16 protein-coding genes and 1 pseudogene are annotated in these 19,305 nt (G+C 62.6%); 16 read left to right on the plus strand and 1 reads right to left on the minus strand.

The features are described from left to right. Positions 1-149 precede the first annotated feature (149 nt). From ABCW43_RS14675 to ABCW43_RS14700, 6 genes are all read left to right on the plus strand, one after another. Positions 150-884, plus strand: a complete 735-nt coding sequence (locus ABCW43_RS14675) for a GntR family transcriptional regulator (RefSeq protein WP_445738948.1) — start codon at positions 150-152, stop codon at positions 882-884. 159 nt (positions 885-1,043) lie between these two features. Next, positions 1,044-2,456 carry a vanillate/3-O-methylgallate O-demethylase gene (gene ligM / locus ABCW43_RS14680; protein ID WP_345925670.1) on the plus strand — a complete coding sequence of 471 codons (1,413 nt, stop codon included), beginning with the start codon at positions 1,044-1,046 and terminating at the stop codon, positions 2,454-2,456. A 91-nt stretch (positions 2,457-2,547) separates the two neighbouring features. Continuing rightward, positions 2,548-3,471: a methylenetetrahydrofolate reductase gene (locus ABCW43_RS14685; RefSeq protein WP_345925672.1), complete on the plus strand. Its 924-nt coding sequence runs from the start codon at positions 2,548-2,550 to the stop codon at positions 3,469-3,471. An 80-nt stretch (positions 3,472-3,551) separates the two neighbouring features. Beyond that, a complete protein-coding gene (locus ABCW43_RS14690) occupies positions 3,552-4,802 on the plus strand; it encodes a LysR family transcriptional regulator (protein WP_345925674.1) in 1,251 nt (416 codons plus the stop codon). Between the two features lie 94 nt (positions 4,803-4,896). Beyond that, a complete protein-coding gene (locus tag ABCW43_RS14695) occupies positions 4,897-5,676 on the plus strand; it encodes an IclR family transcriptional regulator (protein ID WP_345925676.1) in 780 nt (259 codons plus the stop codon). A gap of 173 nt (positions 5,677-5,849) precedes the next feature. After that, positions 5,850-6,863 carry an amidohydrolase family protein gene (locus ABCW43_RS14700; RefSeq protein ID WP_345925678.1) on the plus strand — a complete coding sequence of 338 codons (1,014 nt, stop codon included), beginning with the start codon at positions 5,850-5,852 and terminating at the stop codon, positions 6,861-6,863. Between the two features lie 55 nt (positions 6,864-6,918). Here the strand turns inward: ABCW43_RS14700 and ABCW43_RS14705 are convergent, their stop codons facing one another. Then, positions 6,919-7,722: an MBL fold metallo-hydrolase gene (locus ABCW43_RS14705; RefSeq protein WP_345925681.1), complete on the minus strand. Its 804-nt coding sequence runs from the start codon at positions 7,720-7,722 to the stop codon at positions 6,919-6,921. 195 nt (positions 7,723-7,917) lie between these two features. On the opposite strand from ABCW43_RS14705, the gene ABCW43_RS14710 reads away from it, so the two are divergent. The 10 genes and pseudogenes from ABCW43_RS14710 (at position 7,918) to ABCW43_RS14755 (ending at position 19,191) form a co-directional block, all read left to right on the plus strand. After that, positions 7,918-8,997, plus strand: a complete 1,080-nt coding sequence (locus ABCW43_RS14710) for an acyltransferase family protein (RefSeq protein ID WP_345925682.1) — start codon at positions 7,918-7,920, stop codon at positions 8,995-8,997. A gap of 59 nt (positions 8,998-9,056) precedes the next feature. Further along, the gene (locus tag ABCW43_RS14715) at positions 9,057-9,635 is read left to right on the plus strand and encodes a DUF2239 family protein (RefSeq protein ID WP_345925685.1); all 579 of its coding nucleotides are present in this window, start codon (positions 9,057-9,059) and stop codon (positions 9,633-9,635) included. A gap of 165 nt (positions 9,636-9,800) precedes the next feature. Then, a complete protein-coding gene (locus tag ABCW43_RS14720) occupies positions 9,801-10,604 on the plus strand; it encodes an SDR family NAD(P)-dependent oxidoreductase (protein ID WP_345925687.1) in 804 nt (267 codons plus the stop codon). A gap of 315 nt (positions 10,605-10,919) precedes the next feature. Beyond that, positions 10,920-12,776 (plus strand): TRAP transporter large permease subunit, encoded by a 1,857-nt coding sequence (locus ABCW43_RS14725; protein ID WP_345926225.1) that lies wholly within the window; start codon positions 10,920-10,922, stop codon positions 12,774-12,776. Between the two features lie 45 nt (positions 12,777-12,821). Continuing rightward, the gene (locus ABCW43_RS14730; protein WP_046638027.1) at positions 12,822-13,841 is read left to right on the plus strand and encodes a TRAP transporter substrate-binding protein; all 1,020 of its coding nucleotides are present in this window, start codon (positions 12,822-12,824) and stop codon (positions 13,839-13,841) included. Between the two features lie 35 nt (positions 13,842-13,876). Next, on the plus strand, positions 13,877-14,752 hold the full coding sequence (locus ABCW43_RS14735) for an IclR family transcriptional regulator (RefSeq protein WP_345925691.1): 876 nt from the start codon (positions 13,877-13,879) through the stop codon (positions 14,750-14,752). 16 nt (positions 14,753-14,768) lie between these two features. Continuing rightward, a complete protein-coding gene (locus ABCW43_RS14740; protein WP_345925693.1) occupies positions 14,769-15,938 on the plus strand; it encodes an acetyl-CoA acetyltransferase in 1,170 nt (389 codons plus the stop codon). Next, positions 15,935-17,563 (plus strand): annotated as a pseudogene (locus ABCW43_RS14745) (acyl-CoA synthetase); the annotation flags it as partial. The gene ABCW43_RS14740 and the pseudogene ABCW43_RS14745, both read left to right, overlap by 4 nt. Positions 17,564-17,959: 396 nt before the next feature. Next, positions 17,960-18,439, plus strand: a complete 480-nt coding sequence (locus tag ABCW43_RS14750) for a PCC domain-containing protein (protein ID WP_345926227.1) — start codon at positions 17,960-17,962, stop codon at positions 18,437-18,439. Between the two features lie 2 nt (positions 18,440-18,441). Next, complete coding sequence (locus tag ABCW43_RS14755; RefSeq protein WP_345925695.1) at positions 18,442-19,191, plus strand: SDR family NAD(P)-dependent oxidoreductase; 750 nt, start codon at positions 18,442-18,444, stop codon at positions 19,189-19,191. The last annotated feature ends 114 nt before the right edge of the window (positions 19,192-19,305 follow it).

The following is a 19,305-nucleotide window of genomic DNA, read 5'->3' on the forward strand; positions in this document are numbered from 1 at the left end:
ACGCGCCATTCTTTTCCGCCCGAAATATCCGCCGTCATCCACAGCCCGAAACCCCTGTATACATGAGGCTTGGCCAATCCATCAGATATGGCTAAGATTTGTGATCGACAGGCGGAAGTTGTGCGCCTTGTCCGGGCAAAGGTGCGGATTTGGAAGAGACCTCGAGAACGACCCATACGATGCGCGCGCTGATGGAGTTGCGCAAGAAGATCCTGAGCGGCGATTATCCCGGCGGCACCCGGCTTTTCGAGGTATCGCTGGCCGAAACGCTGCAGATTTCCCGAACGCCGGTGCGCGAGGTGATGTCGCGCCTTGCGGAAGAGGGGCTGCTGGACCGGCTGGCGAATGGCGGTTTCGTGGTCCGCAGCTTCACCTATGCGGATGCCGTCGATGCGATCGAGCTGCGCGGCGTGCTGGAAGGGACCGCGGCGCGGCTGGCCGCCGAGCGCGGCGTCTCTCAGGCAGGTCTGGACCAACTTCGGGAAATCCAGGCCCGGCTCGACGACTGTTTCGGCGAAGCTGCGGACGATGTGGATCTGGAAGCCTATTCGGAGGCGAACGCGAAGTTTCATGCGGTGCTGGTCGAGCTTTCCGGCAGTACCGTTATCCAGCGGGAGGTCGAGCGCGCGACACGGCTGCCGTTCGCGTCACCATCGGCCTTTCTGTCGGGTCGGGCGCATGTAGCGGCCTTCCGCCAGTCGCTGCATATCGCGCAGGAACAGCATCGCACATTGGTGTCGGCGATTGCCGGGCGCGAGGGTGCAAGGGCCGAATTCATCGCCCGCGAGCATGCCCGCATCGCCCGCAAGAACCTCGAATACGCCGTCTTTGAGGATCCCGAGCTGATGCTGACCGTTCCGGGCCTGGTGCTCCTCAACTCCTGAGACCCGACTGCCTGCCGCATTTTTCATGGTCGGAAGCCTTCGGTTTCCTATCCGGAGGTGATCATCAGCCTGCCGAATATTTCCCCTTGAATTTGTCTGCCGATGCCGTCATGTATACATGATATCGCAAGCCACAGGCAAACCATAGGGAGGAATTCCGTGACTCAGGCCAATCTCACTCAAGTTTTGAAGGATGCGGGCAACACCGTCGAGCATCTGCGCAACTCCAAGACCGGCATCTATGTATACCCGGTCGTCGCTCCGGAATTCTCGAACTGGCGCTCGGAACAGGCTGCATGGCGTGAAGGCGCCGTTCTTTTCGACCAGTCGCATCACATGGACGAACTGGTCGTCGAAGGTCCGGACGCTGCCAAGTTCCTCGAAAGCCTGTCGATCAACAGCTTCGCCAATTTCGGCGTCGATCGCGCCAAGCACTACGTTCCGGTCACGCCTGCCGGCCACGTCATCGGCGACATGATCATCTTCCGCGAAACCGAAGAAAAGTTCGTCCTCGTCGGCCGCGCGCCGACCGCCAACTGGCTGCTCTACAATGCGTCGCTCGGCAAGCATAACGTCAAGCTGACCCACGACCCGCGTTCGCCTTCGCGTCCGGATGGCAAGCTCGTCACCCGCATCCATTACCGCTTCCAGATCCAGGGTCCGGATGCGCCGAAAGTCTTCGAAAAGATGAACGGCGGCCCGATCCCGGAGATCAAGTTCTTCCATGTCGACTGGATCAATGTCGGCGGCCGCAAGGTTCAGGCTCTGCGTCACGGCATGGCCGGCGCTCCGGGTCTCGAAATCTGGGGTCCGTATGCGGAGAAGGACGAAGTCCGCGCTGCCATCATCAAGGCAGCTGAAGAAGCCGGCGTCGATCTGCGCCCGGTCGGCAGCCGCGCCTACGCCACCAACACCCTGGAATCCGGCTGGATCCCGTCGCCGCTTCCGGCGATCTACACCGGTGACGAACTGCAGGCCTATCGCGACTGGCTTTCCGCCCAGAGCTACGAAGCTTCGGGCTCGATCGGCGGCAGCTACGTCTCGGACAATATCGAAGACTACTACCTGAACCCCTACGAGCTGGGTTACGGCGTCTACGTCAAGTTCGACCATGACTTCGTAGGCCGCGCCGCCGTCGAAAAGCAGAAGGCAACCCCGCAGCGCCGCAAGGTCACCTTCGAGTGGAACTCCGACGACGTCGTCAAGGTCATCGCTTCGGCTTTCCAGCCCGGCGAACAGGCCAAGAAGTGGATCGACTTTCCGCTTTCCAACTATGCCTCGTCGAGCTTCGACAAGGTGCTGAAGGACGGCAAGGTCGTTGGTCTGTCGATGTTCAACGGCTACAGCTACAACGAGCGTTCCATGCTGTCGCTCGGCGTCGTCGATGCCGACATCAAGGAAAACGACATCCTCACCCTCGTCTGGGGCGAGCCGGATGGCGGCACTTCCAAGACCTCGGTCGAGCAGGGCCACGGCCAGGCTGAAATCCGCGTTCGTGTCGCAGCCGTGCCTTATGCTCAGGAAGCCCGCGAAAATTACGCCGAAAGCTGGCGCACCAAGAAGGCCCTCTAATGGTCATGGCGTGCGAGAAAGCTCTTCTCGCACGCCGCTCCGTCCGTTCTGAGCGGACGTTTTTACCGGCTAAATGGGGGGAGGATCGACAATGGCACTTTTGAATCTGTTCAGGAGCAAGCAGGAAGAGAAGGCTGCGGAGCCAGCTGGCTTCAGGGACCTTATCGACGGCTATTCCATCGAAGTCATGCCGCGCACCGCGGCCAAGATCGAGGATTTCAGGACGCTGCTGCCGAAGGGCACGCGGGTCTATATCGCGCATATCGACGGGACGCCGATCGAGGACATGGTGGAGACCGCAAGGCGCCTCCACGAAGACGGCTTCCCTGTCATGCCGCATTTTCCCTCCCGCATCATTGCAAGCCGCGCGATCCTGGAAGACTGGATCACGCGCTACAGGAACGAGGCGGGCGTGGACCAGGCGCTGCTGCTCGGCGGCGGCGTATCGACGCCGGCCGGCGATTTCGACAGTTCCATCCAGCTGATCGAGACCGGCCTGTTCGACCGCTACGGCTTCAAGCGGCTGCATGTCGCCGGCCATCCGGAGGGCAACAAGGATATCGACAAGGACGGCAGTTCCAGGATCGTCGATGAGGCGCTGAAGTTCAAGCAGGCCTATTCCGAACGTACCGATGCGGAGATGGCGATCACCACCCAGTTCGCCTTCGACGCCAAGCCGGTTATCGCCTGGGCAGAGCGCATCGCTGCTGCCGGTGTCAAGCTGCCGATCCATCTCGGGATTGCCGGCCCGACCAAGCTGCAGACACTCATCAAGTTTGCCATCGCCTGCGGCGTCGGCCCGTCGCTCAGCGTGCTGCAGAAGCGCGCGATGGACCTCAGTAAGCTGCTGGTTCCTTACGACCCGACCGAAGTGCTGACCGACATCGCCAACTACAAGACCGCCCATCCGGGAAGCCTGATTGAGAAGATCCATGTCTTCCCGCTCGGCGGCATTCGGGCCAGCGCGGAATGGATGAACGAACAGCAGACCGGCGAGCGCAACGTCGCACCGTGATTTAACCGAGGCGGGACAGGCGATAGGCTTGCCCCGCTTGACCCGCTGCCGGGAGGAGATTGGCAGGGGAGGACAGATACGTGGACTATCCCAATCTGCGCCACATTCGTCTTTTCTGCGCCTGCCTGCGCACCGGCTCGCTGACGCGGGCGGCCGATTTCGTCGGCGTTACCCAGCCTGCGGCGTCGCAGGCGATTTCCCGTCTCGAAGACCTTTTCGGCACCCGGCTTCTCGAGCGCGGTCCGGGGCATGCCATGGCGACGCCGGCGGGCCGCGTCGTTCAGGCCCGGTCGCTGCGCGCGCTTGAACTTATTCGTACCGGTTGCCAAAAACTCCAGGCGGATTCGGGGTCGCGAGGGTCCCCGGCCGACGCAAGGCTGACGATCTCGCACCTGCGCGCCCTGCAGGCCTTTGCCCAGACCGGAGGATTTCCGGGTGCGGCGCGCATTCTCGAACAATCGGGTGCCGCGGTTCAGCGCACGGCGCGCAATGCCGAGGCGATCTTCGGCACAAGCCTTTTCGAGGCCGACGGCCGCGCGACGCGCTTTACCAGCGCGGGCCGTGCCGTTGCCCGCTGGGCCGGCCTTTCGCTGAAAGAGCTCGGCAACGCCACCGAGGAAGTGCAGGAACTGCGCGGCAAGTTCGACGGCCTGGTATCGATCGGCGCGCTGCCCATGGCGCGCACCACCATCGTGCCGGATGCGATCGCGTCGCTGGCCCTCACCCATCCGCTGGCGCGGTTCGAAATCCTCGAAGGCAGTTACGAACAACTCCTCAGCGATCTGGAAATGGGGCATATCGATTTTCTGATCGGTGCGTTGCGCAGCCGCCTGACGTCGTCGCTGAGCCAAGAACCGCTTTTCGATTTCCGGCTCGCGGTCGTCGCGGGTGCCGGCCATCCGCTTTCCGGCAAGACGGATGTCTCGCTTGCCGAACTTGCCTCCTACCCATGGGTCGTGGCGCGCAAGGGCACGCCCAACCGCAGCACGTTCGATGCGCTGGCGGCGAAGTTCCCCGATGGACCGCAGACGCAGGGAACCGTGGAAACCGGTTCGTTGACGGCGTTGCGCGGTATCCTGATGCAGACGGATCGGCTGGCGCTGCTCTCCCGGCATCAGCTCCGGCATGAGCTGAAGGCGGGGTTCCTGACGCTTCTGAACTATGACGTGCCGGGAAAGCCGCTGTCGATCGGCATCACCACCCGGCGCAACTGGCAGCCGACCGCTCTTCAGGCCGAATATCTGGCCGCGATCCGTCGCGTGGTGGCGACGGAGGAGGCGGTCAGCGCTGCAGATGGTGCCCGCCTGCCCGCGCTCAAGGCCGCCGAGTAGCGCCACTTGCCATTGCAGTTTTCGGGGTTATCGTTATTGCCGAATGTCCGGCCGGTCTGATGTCACGCGCCGCCAGCAGAGAGCGGGAGCATTCTTGAGAAAAAAGGCCGTCAACAGTCTCGAACGCCTGCAGGCAGTCCTTGAGGTCTTCACCGAGGACCGTCTGGAATGGACGCCGGAAGAGCTGATGGAGGAGTTGGGCTATAGCCGGCCAACGCTCTATCGTTATCTGAAGATCCTCAAGGAGAGCGGTTTTCTGACCTCCATGCCCAATACCGGCTTCACGCTCGGACCAAGGGTGGTGGAGATGGATTACCTGCTGCGGAAGTCCGACAACCTCATCCTGTCCGGCGCGCCCTATCTGCAAAAGCTCACAGGACGATACGAATGCACGGCGCTTCTGGTGCGCTGGTACGGCGAAAAGATCCTCTGCGTCGATTCGATCAGTTCCAGCCGCGAGGCGATCAGCAGCTATCCGCGAGGGCGGCCGATGCCGCTCAGCCGCGGCGCGATCGGCCGCTCCATCGTCGCCTTCCTGCCGCGCCGCAATCAGGTGCCGCTGATCAAGCGCACGCTCGACGAATGGCAGGCGGCAGGCGCCGGCGACACCGTGGAAGCGGTCCTGGACGGGCTGAAGTCCGTTCGCAAGAAAGGCTATGCCGTGGCCTATGGCGAAGTGACGCCCGGCGTCGTCGGCTTCGCAGCGCCGATTTTTGACGCGGGGCAGAGCCCGATTGCAAGTTTTTCTGTAACGATCGCCCAGGATCATGTCCCTGGGCCTGTTGTAGAGGAGATCGGCCGGGAAGTCCTGCGCGCAGCCGGCGAGATCAGCGCCGCGCTCGCCTCGCACCGACATCGAATTTCGAGTCAATAATCTCATATTGCAAGAAAATGTGTTGACTTTCGGCGCCTGCCTTCGCATCTTGCCGCGGCGGAGCGTGGCCGGAACCTCGGCATGTCTTCGCTTGCGGATTTTTAAACGCCTAGGGGCACTGGACTTCCCTCAAGTTCGCGGTGCCGCAGCAGGACAGGCAGGAGGAGCATTCCATGAAGAAGATCGACGCTTTCAACCATATCTGGCCAAAGCCCTTTTTCGACAAGCTGATCGGCTATATCGGCACGATGACCGACGTCACCATGCGCTCGGGCGCGGTGCCGATGATGACCGATCTCGACCGTCGTTTCCAGGTGATGGACATGTTCGGCGAAGACTACCAGCAGGTCCTGTCGCTCGCTTCGCCGCCGCTCGAAAAGCTGGCCGGGCCTGAGCGCGCTTACGATCTCGGCCGGATCGGCAACGATTCCCAGAAGGAACTCTGCGACAAATTTCCGGAGCGCTTCCCGGCCTTCATCGCCACCGTGCCGATGGAAAACCAGGAATGGATGATGGCGGAAACCAAGCGGGTCGTCGAAGATCTCGGCGCCTGCGCGGTCCAGATCTTCACCAATTACAGCGGCAAGCCGCTCGACCTGCCGCAGTTCGAGCCTTTCTTCGAATATATGGCAAAGTCCGGCAAGCCGGTCTTCCTGCATCCGTCGCGCGGCGCCAATTTCCCGGACTACCTGACCGAAGACCGTTCGGAATACGAAATCTTCTGGACCTTCGGCTGGCCCTATGAAACCTCGGCGGCAATGGCGCGCCTGGTCTTCTCGCGCATCTTCGACAAGTACAAGGGCCTCAAGGTCGTCACCCATCATGCCGGCGGCATGGTGCCCTTCTTCGAAGGCCGCGTCGGTGCCGGCTGGGATCAGATGGGCAAGCGCACCTCCGACCGCGATCTCTCTACCGTGCTGAAGGCTCTGGAGCGTCCGCATCTCGAATATTTCAAGGAATTTTATGCCGATACGGCGAGCTTCGGTTCGACCAAGGCGATCGAGCACGCAATCGAGTTCTTCGGCGAAGACCGCGTGCTGTTCGCGTCCGACGCGCCGTTCGACCCGGAAGGCGGGCCGATGTACATTCGCGAGACCATTCAGGTTCTCGACAACATGGACATTTCCGACGCCACCCGCCAGAAGATCTACGAAGGCAATGCCAAGAAGCTTCTCGGCCTGAAATAAGCGATCCGGTTTTCTGAGCTATCGAGCGCGCGGGCGGCAAACGCCCGCGCGTTTTTCATTTGGACAGCCGGTCGATGTAACGTTTTGCGGAGCGGGCGACGATCGCCTGCCCGTCCGCCCGGACATTCTGGTGCGAAAAGGCGCCGTAGATGCGCTCGAAAGGCCAAAGTGCCAGGCGCTCTGCGACATCGGCAACTTCGGCGGCACTCAGCGGCAGCATGTTGGGATAGCTCCACATGAAGGAGACATGGTCGGTGCCGGGCGTGACCTGGACGATATCGCCGGCCAGCAGCACGCCCTTGCCGTCCTCGCCCATCCAATGCAGCACGGTGCCGCCGGCAAAATGCCCGCCGCCATGCACCAGCGTGACGGAAGAGGAGAGCACCAGCGCATCCTCGTCCCACAGCCGGACATGATCCGAGGGACGGCAGATCCATTCCCTGTCGGCGGCATGCAGATAGATCGGCGCATCGAAGGCGGCCGCCCAGTCCTGCATGGTCGTGTAATAATGGGGGTGGGATATCGCGATGGCGCTGAGGCCGCCCAGCGCCTGGACGATCGCCTTGGTCGCGTCGTCCAGCAGCGCGATGCAATCCCACAGGATATTTCCCGCCGACGTCCGCAGCAGCAGGGCGCGCTGATTGATCGCGAAGGCGGGGACCGTCTGGACCGCCATCAGGTCCGGCTCGAGCTGCCTCCAAGCATTCCGGTGCGTCCGTGCAAGCTTTTCCGTCGTCGTCCAGGCCTGCCCGGATGGCGGCACATACTGACGTTCGTCCGCGCAGATGGGGCACCTTTGCGGCGCGTCCTCAGCCTCGTCGAAGGACGTGCCGCAGGCGCCGCAGAGAAAAATCGACATCGAAACCTCCCTCAGGACCCTCTGTAGGCCCTGTCATGAATTTGACAACAAACGATATTCGTCAAGGGAAGGGAAGTCCTCGCATCACCTGGCGTCTTCCAGCCGGAACCGCTCATATTGTCCCGGAAGAATTCACGTTTTCCAAAGGCGGGTGCGATAGGGTCGGGCGGATTTGTTCCACACCCAGAGGATCGGATGACGGCCCCGAAGACGCCAAGGCTGCTGAACCTGGATATCCTGCGCCTCGTCTCGGCGCTGATGGTGCTGACGTTCCACTACGGTTTCCGCATGCGGATTTCCGGCGAGGGCGGTGGCATCGGGTTTCCGGAACTCGCACCCTTTGCCATGTGGTTCGACACCGGCCTGCTGATCTTCTTTGCGATTTCCGGCTATGTCATCACCATGTCGGCGGAAGGCCGCTCGGCCTATGATTTCGCGGCTGGTCGTTTCGCGCGGCTCTGGCCGACCTTCATCACCTGCGCGACGATCACCGCCGCCGTGCTCGCCGTCTGGCATGTGCCGACCCTCGATCCGCCGACGGCCAGGCAATGGCTGGCGCATGTGGTGATTATTTCGCGCGGCCTCGGCCAGCCGTTCCTTGACGGCGCCTATTGGACGATCGCCTACGAGATCATCTTCTACTTCTGGGTTTTCCTGCTGATCGCGACCGGCCTTTTCGAGCGCGGCTGGCGCGTCGTCGTGCTGGCATGGCTGGCGATTTCCGTCGTCAACGAGGCCTTTATCGGCAGCGTCGCCATCCAGAAACTGCTAATCACCGAATATTCCGGTTATTTCGCCTTCGGCCTGGCGCTCCACAAGATGCGGCAGCACGCTTCCCTGTCGAGCCTCTGCGTGCTTGCTGCCGCAGTCTGCTGGGCAATCGCCACGCCCTTCCTGACCGAACCGGATTTCGTCGCAACATACGCGTTGAGTCGCAACGCCGTCGGGCTTGCCCTCATTGGGCCATTGGCCCTTGCAGCGGTCGCGGTCTGCGCGGCGGCCCCGTCGCTGCGCATTTCTCCAGGGTTGGCGATCGGGCTCGGTGGTCTCACCTATCCGCTCTACCTGCTGCATCAGAATATCGGCTACGCGGTATTTGCCCGTTTCGGGACCGAGCAGAACCGTTGGCTCGTCGCTCTGGGCGTGATTGCCGTCCTGCTTTTCGTTGCCTGGATCATCGCACGGACCATCGAACCGGCGGGGCGGCGGGCGATCATCCGCGCCGCGGGTCATCTTCGAGAAGGTCTCGGCCGCCTGAGACAGCGGACGGCCTGATCCGGATTGACGGCTTTATTTTACCCGGGTAAATCTACGTCTCAATTCCGAGGAAGCAGATGGCAGATTTTCATTGGACAGCTTTTCGAGGCGAAAACCGCATCGCGAGCGGATCACCGGCCGAGGTCGTGACGGCGATCAAGGGTGAACATGAAAGCGTCCTGGTTTTTGACGATGCGACGGGAAAGCCGGTCGATCTCGACCTCCGCGGCACACTCGAAAACTGTCTCGGTCGCCTTCCCAAGGATAATGCGGAGCCTGTCGAGCCGGTGGAACGGCGGCCCGGGCGCCCCAAACTTGGGGTGGTGCCGCGCGAGGTGACGCTGCTGCCGCGGCATTGGGAGTGGCTCGGCCAGCAGCCGGGCGGCGCGTCGGTTGCTCTGCGCAGGCTCGTCGATGCGGCGCGCGCAGCCAGCAGTTCGGGAGATGATCGGCGCCGCGCTCAGGAGGCCGCCGATCGTTTCATGCGGGCGCTCGCCGGGGATCAGCCGGGATACGAGGAAGCGGCGCGGGCGCTTTATGCCGGACAAGAGGGTCGCTTCAAGGAACTGACGGAGAGTTGGCCGACGGACATCCGGGACCATGCCCGATCCCTCGCCCGAGCCGCGTTCGAAACCGGCCCGGCAGACGCGAAATAACTTTTTCATTGCGGCATATCGGCGAAAATGCGCGGACATCGGGCATTTCCGGGCGGTTATGTACCTTTTTGCACATGTTCTGTCCGCGATTGGACATGGACCGAACGGAAACCGCACCGTAAGTTGCTTCGCGCCGCCGGGGAGGGTGGCTCGGAGGAGCAGTTTATGGATCGCATGAAGAACAAGGTCGTTCTCGTTTTCGGCGCCGGTTCGGTCGGCCCGGGTTTCGGGAACGGCAAGGCCGCCGCCGTCGCCTATGCCCGCGAGGGCGGCAGCGTCGTCTGCGTCGACGTCAATCTCGATGCGGCTAAGAATACGCTCGACGTCATCGAGTCAGAGGGCGGCACGGGCCTGGCGCTCGCCGCCGACGTCACCCAATCCTCCGACATCGCCGTCGTCGTCGAAAGGACCATGGAGCGTTTCGGACGTATCGACGTGCTGCACAACAATGTCGGCATCAACCTGCCGGGCGGGGCAGCTGAGGCGACCGAAGAGAGCTGGCGCAAGGTGATGGACGTCAACCTGACCAGCGCCTTCCTCACCTGCAAGGCCGTTCTGCCGATCATGGAAAAGCAGGGCGGCGGGGCGATCGTCAATATTTCGTCGCTCGCCTCCATCAGATGGACCGGCTATCCATACGTTTCATATTATGCATCGAAGGCGGCGCTGAATCACTTCACGCGGGCGATTGCGATCGAATATGCGGCCAAGGGTATCCGCGCCAATGCGATTTTGCCCGGCGTGATGGACACGCCGCATATCCAGAAACAGATCAGCGGCTACTACGGCTCTCCCGATGAAATGAAGGCTAAAAGAGACGCGCTTTCGCCGATGAAACGCCAGGGAGACGGCTGGGATATCGCCTGGGCCTCGGTTTTCCTTGCATCGGACGAGGCGAGATACATTACCGGGGTCGAGCTTCCGATCGATGGCGGGCTGCATGTAACGGTCTCCGGCAGCTTGAATTGAAACGGTCAGAGGCACGACATGGTCTGGTCTACAATATGGATCTGCTTCGAAGTTTTATGCCTCGCCGACAAATTTAGGCTTGCCTAATCCGTCCGTCTTCAGCAAACTCCGGCAACTTGAAGAAGAACAAGATCCAGATAATGGACCATTGCGGATGGCTGGAGGAGCCGGACGCCGGGAGGAGAAGCGGGCACGCCGGAGAGGGGTGTAGTCCGCCTGGATTCGCGGATCGATCCGGAGCGTTTCTTCCGTCTGTCTCCTGCACAGCACAGAGGAGGATGATGCGTGACGGCAGCCCATAATACGATCGAGCCCATGGATGAGGCTTCTCTGCTCGCCGGGCTCGAGGGCGTGGCGCCGCAGCAGAGCGGTTCTGTCTGGATGCGACCGGTAGAAGCGATTGCTGCTGCCCTTCTCGTCGGCATCATCGCGCTTCTATTGGCAGGGGTCATTTCCCGTTATGTCTTCTCGCTGCCGGTCGTCTGGATCGACGAGGTAGCATCGATCTCCTTCCTCTGGCTTGCCATGCTCGGTTCGGCCATGGCCGTCGATCGCAGCGAGCACCTGCGGCTGACCCTCTTCGTCGGCATGCTGCCGGAAAAGCTGCACGGCTTGGCGAATACGCTGGCTCTGCTGCTGATGGCGCTCTTCCTCGGCGTGATGCTGCGGCCGGCTTATGAATATGCGATCGAGGAATCCTATATCACCTCGGCAGCGCTCAATATTCCGATGAGCTTTCGTGCCGCGGCCCTGCCGGTCGGTGTCGGGCTGATGCTGATCCTCGCGGTCGCCAATGCGCTGAAGCGGTCGACCTTCAGGCAGGTCGCGATGTCCGTGGTGGTCATCGCCGCCGTGACGGCGCTTCTCTGGCTCGTCGGGCCAGGCCTGAAGCAGATCGGCAACTGGAACATCCCGATCTTCCTCGTCGGTTTCGTGGCGCTGTTCCTCGTGCTTGGCGTGCCGATCGCTTTCTGCTTCGGCCTCGGGACGCTGGCATTCCTGACTTTTACCACCTCGGTGCCCGTGTTCGTGATGATCGGCCGGATGGACGAGGGCATGTCGAGCATCATTCTGCTGTCGGTGCCGATCTTCGTGCTGCTTGGCTGCGTGCTCGACGCGACCGGCATGGGCAGGGCGATTGTCGAGGTGTTGGCCTCGCTGCTCGGCCATGTCCGCGCCGGCATGTCCTATGTCCTGCTCGGCTCGATGTTTCTGGTCTCAGGGATTTCGGGTTCCAAGGTCTCGGACATGGCGACTGTCGCGCCCGCACTTTTCCCGGAAATGAAACGCCGCGGCCACAAGCCGCCGGAGATGATCGCGCTTCTGGCAACCGGCGCGGCGATGGCGGAAACCGTGCCGCCGTCGATCGTGCTGATCGTGCTCGGATCCGCCGCCGGCGTTTCGATCGCTGGGCTGTTCACCTCCGGTTTCGCCATCGCCATGGTCCTGCTGCTGGTGCTTGCGATTTTGGCGCGCTGGAAGGCGCGGCACGAATCCATGGCCGGGGTGCGCCGGGCGCCGCTGTCGGTGATCAAGAAGGCGTTTCTGGTCGCCGCTCCCGCACTGCTATTGCCCTTCCTGATCCGCACCGCCGTCGGAGAGGGGATCGCCACCGCGACCGAAGTTTCGACGATCGCCGTGCTCTACGCGATGATCATCGGAGCAACGCTTTATGGCGGCATCAGCCTGAAGAAGCTCTATTCCATGCTGGTGGAAACCGCAGCGCTGTCCGGCGCGATCCTGATGATCCTGGGTGCCGCCTCCGCCATGGCCTGGGCGCTCACCCAGACCGGGTTTGCGGCGCAGCTCGTCGAGGCAGTGCAGGGGCTGCCGGGCGGCTGGCTGAGCTTCATGGGCGTCACCATCCTGATCTTCATGGTGCTCGGCTGCGTGCTGGAAGGCCTGCCGGCGATCGTGCTGATGGCGCCGATCATGTTTCCGGTCGCGCGCTCGCTCGGCATCAACGACATCCACTATTCGATGGTGGTGGTGACGGCGATGAATATCGGCCTGATGACGCCGCCGATCGGCATCGGTTTCTACATCGCCTGCAAGATCGGCAATGTCTCGCCCGATGAGGCGATGAAGGCCATCTGGCCCTATATCGGCGCACTGATGATCGGCCTTCTGGTGATCGCAGCCGTGCCCTATTTCTCGACTGCCTTTCTCTAAGGGCTGTGAGGCAAAAAACTTGGAACGAAATCGGAGGAGGATTTCATGAACGTTAACCGCAGAACGCTTCTTTTGGGCGCGGCCACGACCGGCATCGCCACGACCTTTTCAATCCGCACGCGGCCGGCCAACGCCGCCGAGTTCACCTACAAGTTCGCCAACAACCAGGCGCTGACGCATCCGATGAACGTCCGCGCCAAGGAGGCGGTTGCCAAGATCCAGGAGGAGAGCGGCGGGCGCATGGCCATCAACATCTTCCCGTCGAGCCAGCTCGGCGCCGACACCGACATGCTGAACCAGGTGCGTTCGGGCGGCGTCGAAATGTTCAGCCTGTCGCCGATCATCCTGTCGACGCTGGTGCCGAATGCCTCGCTGAACGGCGTCGGCTTCGCCTTCCCGAGTTATGACAAGGTGTGGCCGGCGATGGACGGCGAACTCGGCAAATATGTTCGCGGCGAGATCGAGAAGAAGGGGCTGCTGACGCTCGACAAGATCTGGGACAACGGTTTCCGGCAGATCACCTCGTCCAAGGGACCGATCACCACCCCCAAGGATCTCGAAGGCTTCAAGATCCGCGTGCCGGTGAGCCCGCTCTGGACCTCGATGTTCACCGCCTTCGGTTCGGCGCCCGCCAGCATCAATTTTGCCGAGACCTATACGGCGCTGCAGACCGGCATCGTCGACGGGCAAGAAAACCCGCTCGCCATCCTGACCACGGCCAAGCTGTTCGAGGTGCAGAAATACGTCTCGATGACCAACCACATGTGGGACGGGTTCTGGATCCTGCTCAACCGCCGCTCGTGGCAGGCTCTCCCGGCGGATCTGCAGGGGATCGTTTCGAAGCACTTCAATGCCGCCGCCGAGCTGCAGCGCAAGGACGTGATGGGCCTCAACGCCACCGTCCAGGCCGAACTGGAAGGCAAGGGCATGAAGTTCAACAAGCCCGACGGCGCCCTTTTCCAGGAGAAGCTGCGCGCCGCCAATTTCTACAAGGATTGGAAGTCGAAATACGGCGACGAGGCCTGGGCCATCCTCGAAAAGGCTATCGGCAAGTCATTGAGCTGATTGGCGACGGGCATGCATCTGATGGGAAACGGCATATGCAACAGGTGATCGAGATCCCCTCAGGTCTTCGGGAAGGTGCCGTTTCCGGCTCGCAGGCGGTGGAGCGGGCGCTGCAGCTTCTCTCCATCGTCGGCCGCGGCGCGGAAAAGGGCGTGGCGCTTGCCGATGTGGTTGCCGATAGTGGCCTCAACAAACCCACAGCCCGGCGGCTGCTGATGGCGCTGATGCGGTCCCGCCTCGTCGAGCAGGACGAGCTTACCCGTCGGTATTATCTCGGCGGGGAGCTCTACGTGCTGGGCATGCTGGCCTCGCGCCGGCACGGTCTCCTGGAAATGGCGGGCGAGAGCCTGAAACGGCTTTCTGCCAAGTCCGCCGACACGAGTTTCGTCTCCATGCGGCGGGACGACTATGCCGTCTGCCTGCATCGCGAGGAGGGCACGCATCCGGTGCGCACCCACGCGCTCTTGACCGGGGACCAGAACCCGCTTGGCGTCGGCGCCGGATCGCTCGCCATGCTGGCGGCATTGCCCGACGCGGAAGTGGAGGCGGTCCTCGGCCGCATTGAAGGCGTCATTGCCGCTCAATATCCGGGCTATTCGACGGATATCATCCGCGAGGATGTCGCCCGCTCACGCGAACTCGGTTACGCGCTCAATCCAGGGCGGGTAATCGCCAATTCCTGGGGGATCGGCATGGCGATCCTGCTGCCCGACGGACGGCTTGCGGGGGCCTTGTCGATCGCCGCGATCGACAGCCGCATGGGCGAGGTGCGCCAGAAGGAGCTTGTCGGGCTGCTGGCTCATGAGGTCGAGCGGGTGCAGGGCAAGCTGAAGGTGCTTTTCAGTTCGGAGAAACCGGCGCTTCGAAAGGCGCCGCAGGCGGCCCGGTCGAGAACACCGGAACGCGTTTGAAACAAAGGAGAAGGTCATGGCAGGAGCAGAGATCGTCGGTTGGGCGCATTCGAAATTCGGCAAGTCCGAAGCGGGCTCGACGCGGGAATTGATGGCCGAGGTGATCAATCCGGCCCTAGAACATGCCGGCATCACGGCCAGGGATGTCGACGGCATTTTCGTCGGCGTGTTCAACAACGGCTTTTCCAAGCAGGATTTTCAGGGCGCGCTGGTGGCGATGGCGGCAGACGGGTTCGACCATGTGCCGGCCGTGCGGATGGAGAATGCCTGCGCCACTGGCTCGGCGGCGCTATATTCGGCGCTCGATTTCATCGCCTCCGGCCGCGGCAAGATCGCGCTGGTCGTCGGTGCCGAGAAGATGACCGCGCTGCCCACCAGGGAGACCGGCGACATCCTGCTGTCGGCCTCCTATCGCGAGGAGGAGGCGGATGTCGAAGGCGGTTTTGCCGGTCTCTTCGGCCGCATCGCCAGCCATTATTTCCAGCGTTATGGCGACCGCTCGGAAGAGCTCGCGATGATCGCGGCGAAGAACCACGCGAACGGCATGAAGAACCCCTATGCCCATATGCAGAAGGATTTCGGCTTCGATTTCTGCAACACGGTGTCGGACAAGAACCCCTATGTGGCGGCGCCGCTGAGGCGCACCGACTGCTCGCTGGTGTCCGATGGTGCGGCGGCGATCGTGATCGCCTCGCCCGAAGTCGCGGCCGGCATGAAGCGCGCCGTCGCCTTCAAGGCGCATAACCATGTCAACGATATCCTTGCCATGTCGCGTCGCGACCCGATCGCCTTCGAGGGCGCGCGCATGGCCTGGCAGAAATCGCTGGCGGAAGCGGGCGTTTCGCTCGACGACCTGAGTTTCGTCGAAACCCACGACTGCTTCACCATTGCCGAACTCATCGAATACGAGGCGATGGGGCTTGCCGAACCCGGCCAGGGGTATCGCGTCATCCGTGAGGGCATCACCCGCAAGGATGGCCGTCTGCCGGTCAATCCGTCGGGCGGGCTGAAATCCAAGGGCCATCCGATTGGCGCGACCGGCGTTTCCATGCATGTGATGGCGGCGATGCAGCTCTGCGGCGAGGCAGGCGAGATGCAGTTGCCGAAGGCGACGATGGCCGGCGTCTTCAACATGGGCGGTGCTGCCGTCGCCAACTACGTGTCGATCCTGGAGCGGACGAAATGAATGCGACGACCTCGGTTGGCGTCGGCGATCGGACTGAGCCGAAGGGAGGGCTGAGCCCCCGTTCGACGCGGGTGATGAACCTTGCCCGTTTCGTGACGCAGGCGATGCGTCGCGAACCGCAGGGCATCGCGCTGGTCTGGGCCGAGAAGACCTGGACCTGGGAAGAGTTCGAGATCCGCATCGATGCAATGGCTGCGGCGTTGCAGCAGCAGTTCGGGGTGACCAAGGGCGACCGCATCCTGGTTCAGTCGCAGAACTGCAACCAGATGTTCGAGAGCATGTTCGCCTGTTTCCGGATCGGCGCCGTCTGGGTGCCGACCAATTTCCGGCAGACGCCGGAAGAGGTCGCCTATCTCGCCAAGGCGAGCGGCGCGACCGGCCTGATCTGCAATGCATCGTTTCCGGATCATGCGCACGTGGTGCGGGAGAACAATCCGGGAATCGGTTTCGTCATTGCGATCGGTGCAGCGGATTTCGGTCCATCCTATGACGCGATCGTCGAGGAGTTCCGGGCTAAGAAGCCGGCCGAGGCGCGGGTCGAGCGCGACGATCCATGCTGGTTCTTCTTCACGTCGGGTACGACCGGCCGGCCGAAGGCGGCCGTGCTGACCCACGGCCAGATGGCCTTCGTGATCAACAACCATCTCTGCGACCTGATGCCCGGCGTGACCTCCGCCGATGCGGCGCTGGTCGTTGCCCCTCTGTCGCATGGCGCGGGCGTGCATCAGCTGACCCAGGTCGCGCATGGGGTGAAGACCATCCTGCTGCCGACCGAAAAGTTCGATATCGACGCCGCATGGGCGCTGATCGAGAAATGGCGCGTGTCGACGATGTTCACCGTGCCGACCATTTTGAAGCTGCTGGTCGAGCACCCGGCGGCCGACACATACGACCATTCCTCGCTGCGATACGTCATCTACGCCGGCGCGCCGATGTATCGCGAGGACCAGAAGCGGGCACTGAAAAGCCTCGGTCCGGTGATCGTGCAGTATTTCGGGCTCGGCGAAGTGACCGGGGCGATCACCGTCCTGCCGCCAGCCTTGCATTCGGTCGAGGACGGCGAAGCCGCCAGGATCGGCACCTGCGGCATGGAGCGGACCGGCATGCAGGTGTCTATCCAGAACGAGGCAGGCGAGGAGGTCGGTCCTTACGAGACCGGAGAGATCTGCTGCATCGGCCCGGCGGTCTTCGCGGGCTATTACGACAATCCGGAGGCCAACGAGAAGGCGTTCCGCAACGGCTGGTTCCGCACCGGCGACCTCGGCCACATGGATGCCGAGGGTTTTCTCTACATCACCGGCCGCGCCTCCGACATGTATATTTCCGGTGGCTCGAACGTCTATCCGCGCGAGATCGAGGAGAAACTTCTTACCCATCCGGCAATCAGCGAAGTCGCGGTGCTCGGCGTGCCGGATCCGCTCTGGGGCGAAGTCGGCGTGGCCGTCTGCGTCGCCAAGCCGGGTTCGGCGGTGACCGAGAGGGACCTGTTCGCCTTCATCGACGGCAAGATGTCCCGCTACAAGATGCCGAAGCGCTTCATCTTCTGGGACGCGCTGCCGAAATCCGCCTATGGCAAGATCACCAAGAAGATGATCCGCGAAGAGCTGCAGGCGCGCGGCGAGCTTGATGATAAGCCGGCTAATGATCAGCCGGTGCTGCGCCAACTCAAGCATCCAGGCCCTGTCGTGCCGATCAGGCGAGAGGCGTTACGGACTGCGTTGAAGCCAGTCGAGGGTGTGCTACGGCCGGGTGAGGTCTTCATGGCCGGGATGGCGCGCATTTTCGCGGAGGCGGGCTGCAAGGGCGGTTTCCTCAATATCGAGGGCGGCGGCTGCGATCCGTTCCGTTATGTCCTGCCGGCCTTCTCGCCGGACAAGGACCATGCCGCCTGGTACAGCGCGACTTTCGCGCCGCAAGCGGGCGGCAAGTTCGAGGCTGCGACGGCCATGGTCGGCGAAAGGGACGGCGCGCCCTTCCTGCATTGCCACGGCATCTGGGACACGGGTGAAGGGGCGCTGCGCATGGGGCATGTGCTGCCCTTCGACAGCATCGTCAGCCGGCCGATCGCGGTCAAAGGGTATGGCAGCGCCACCGCGACCTTCTCGTCCATCCCCGATCCCGAAACGAATTTCACGCTGTTTTCCGCCAAGGGCGAGAGCGGCGAGGGGAACGGCATCCTGCTGCGGGTGCGCCCGAACGAGGATGTCGGGCTGGCGATCGAAGACGTCTGCCGGGCACACGGCATCGAGAGTGCCCGCATCTACGGCATAGGCAGCATCAACGAGCCTGTCTTCGAGGACGGGCGCCGGATCGTTTGCCTCGCGACCGAGATCGCCATCGAGAAGGGCGTGCTCGAAAAGACGCCGGACGGGCTCCAGGCCTCGATCGATGCCGCGGTCGTCGATACGGACGGCGTGATCTATCACGGCCGGCTGGCGCGCGGCGACAACCCGGTCGGCGTCACTTTCGAACTGGTCATCATCGAAAACCGGAAGAGCTGAACATGCGAAGCGTCGTCGTCACGGGTGCGGGATCGGGTATCGGCCTTTCGACGACGGAGCTTCTGATCGAGGCCGGCTGGCATGTGCTGGCCGCCGACCGCGATGCCGCGGCGCTCGAACGGCTGATGGAACGGCTCGGCAATCGCGCCGGTCTCCTCACTACGGTTCTCCTCGATATCACCGACGAAAAGGCGATCGCCAAACTTGCCGATCGCTGCCAGGCCCTCCAGAGCCCGCTGCAGGCATTGGTCAACAGCGCCGGCATCGGTTCGAACGTGCGTTTTGCCGAGACCACGACCGATCAGCTTCGGCGGATGTACGAGGTGAACGTCGTCGGCGCGTTTGCGCTGTCCCAGGCGCTGGCGCCGATCATGCGAGAAAACGGCGGCGGTTCGATCGTCCACATCGCCTCGGTTTCCGGCATCAAGGGCAATCTCGGCCGCTCCGCATATGGTGCGTCGAAGGGTGCGCTGGTGACGCTCACCAAGATCATGGCCGTCGAACTCGCCGACGACCTGATCCGCGTCAACGCGATTGCGCCGGGACCGATCGAGACGCCGATGGTCAAGGAAAACCATACGGCCGTGACGCGCGAGGAGTGGAACCGCACCGTGCCGATGCGCCGCTACGGCCGGCCGGAGGAGATCGCCACGGCCATCGCCTTCCTCGTCGACGAGCGCCAGTCTTCCTATGTGACCGGCCAGATTCTCGCCGTCGATGGCGGATTTACCGCTGCCGGGCTGATGGCCTGATCCGTTCCGGCACGCCATTCGTCTTGTGACAATCTCTTCATAAAAATAGGCGGCGCGACTCGCTGAGGTTCGTTGACAAGTCACGGGATAGATTAGAAAACTGCAACTTCCGAC

Origin of the sequence: Neorhizobium tunisiense, from assembly GCF_039631515.1 — a bacterium.
Classification (GTDB): Bacteria; Pseudomonadota; Alphaproteobacteria; order Rhizobiales; family Rhizobiaceae; genus Neorhizobium.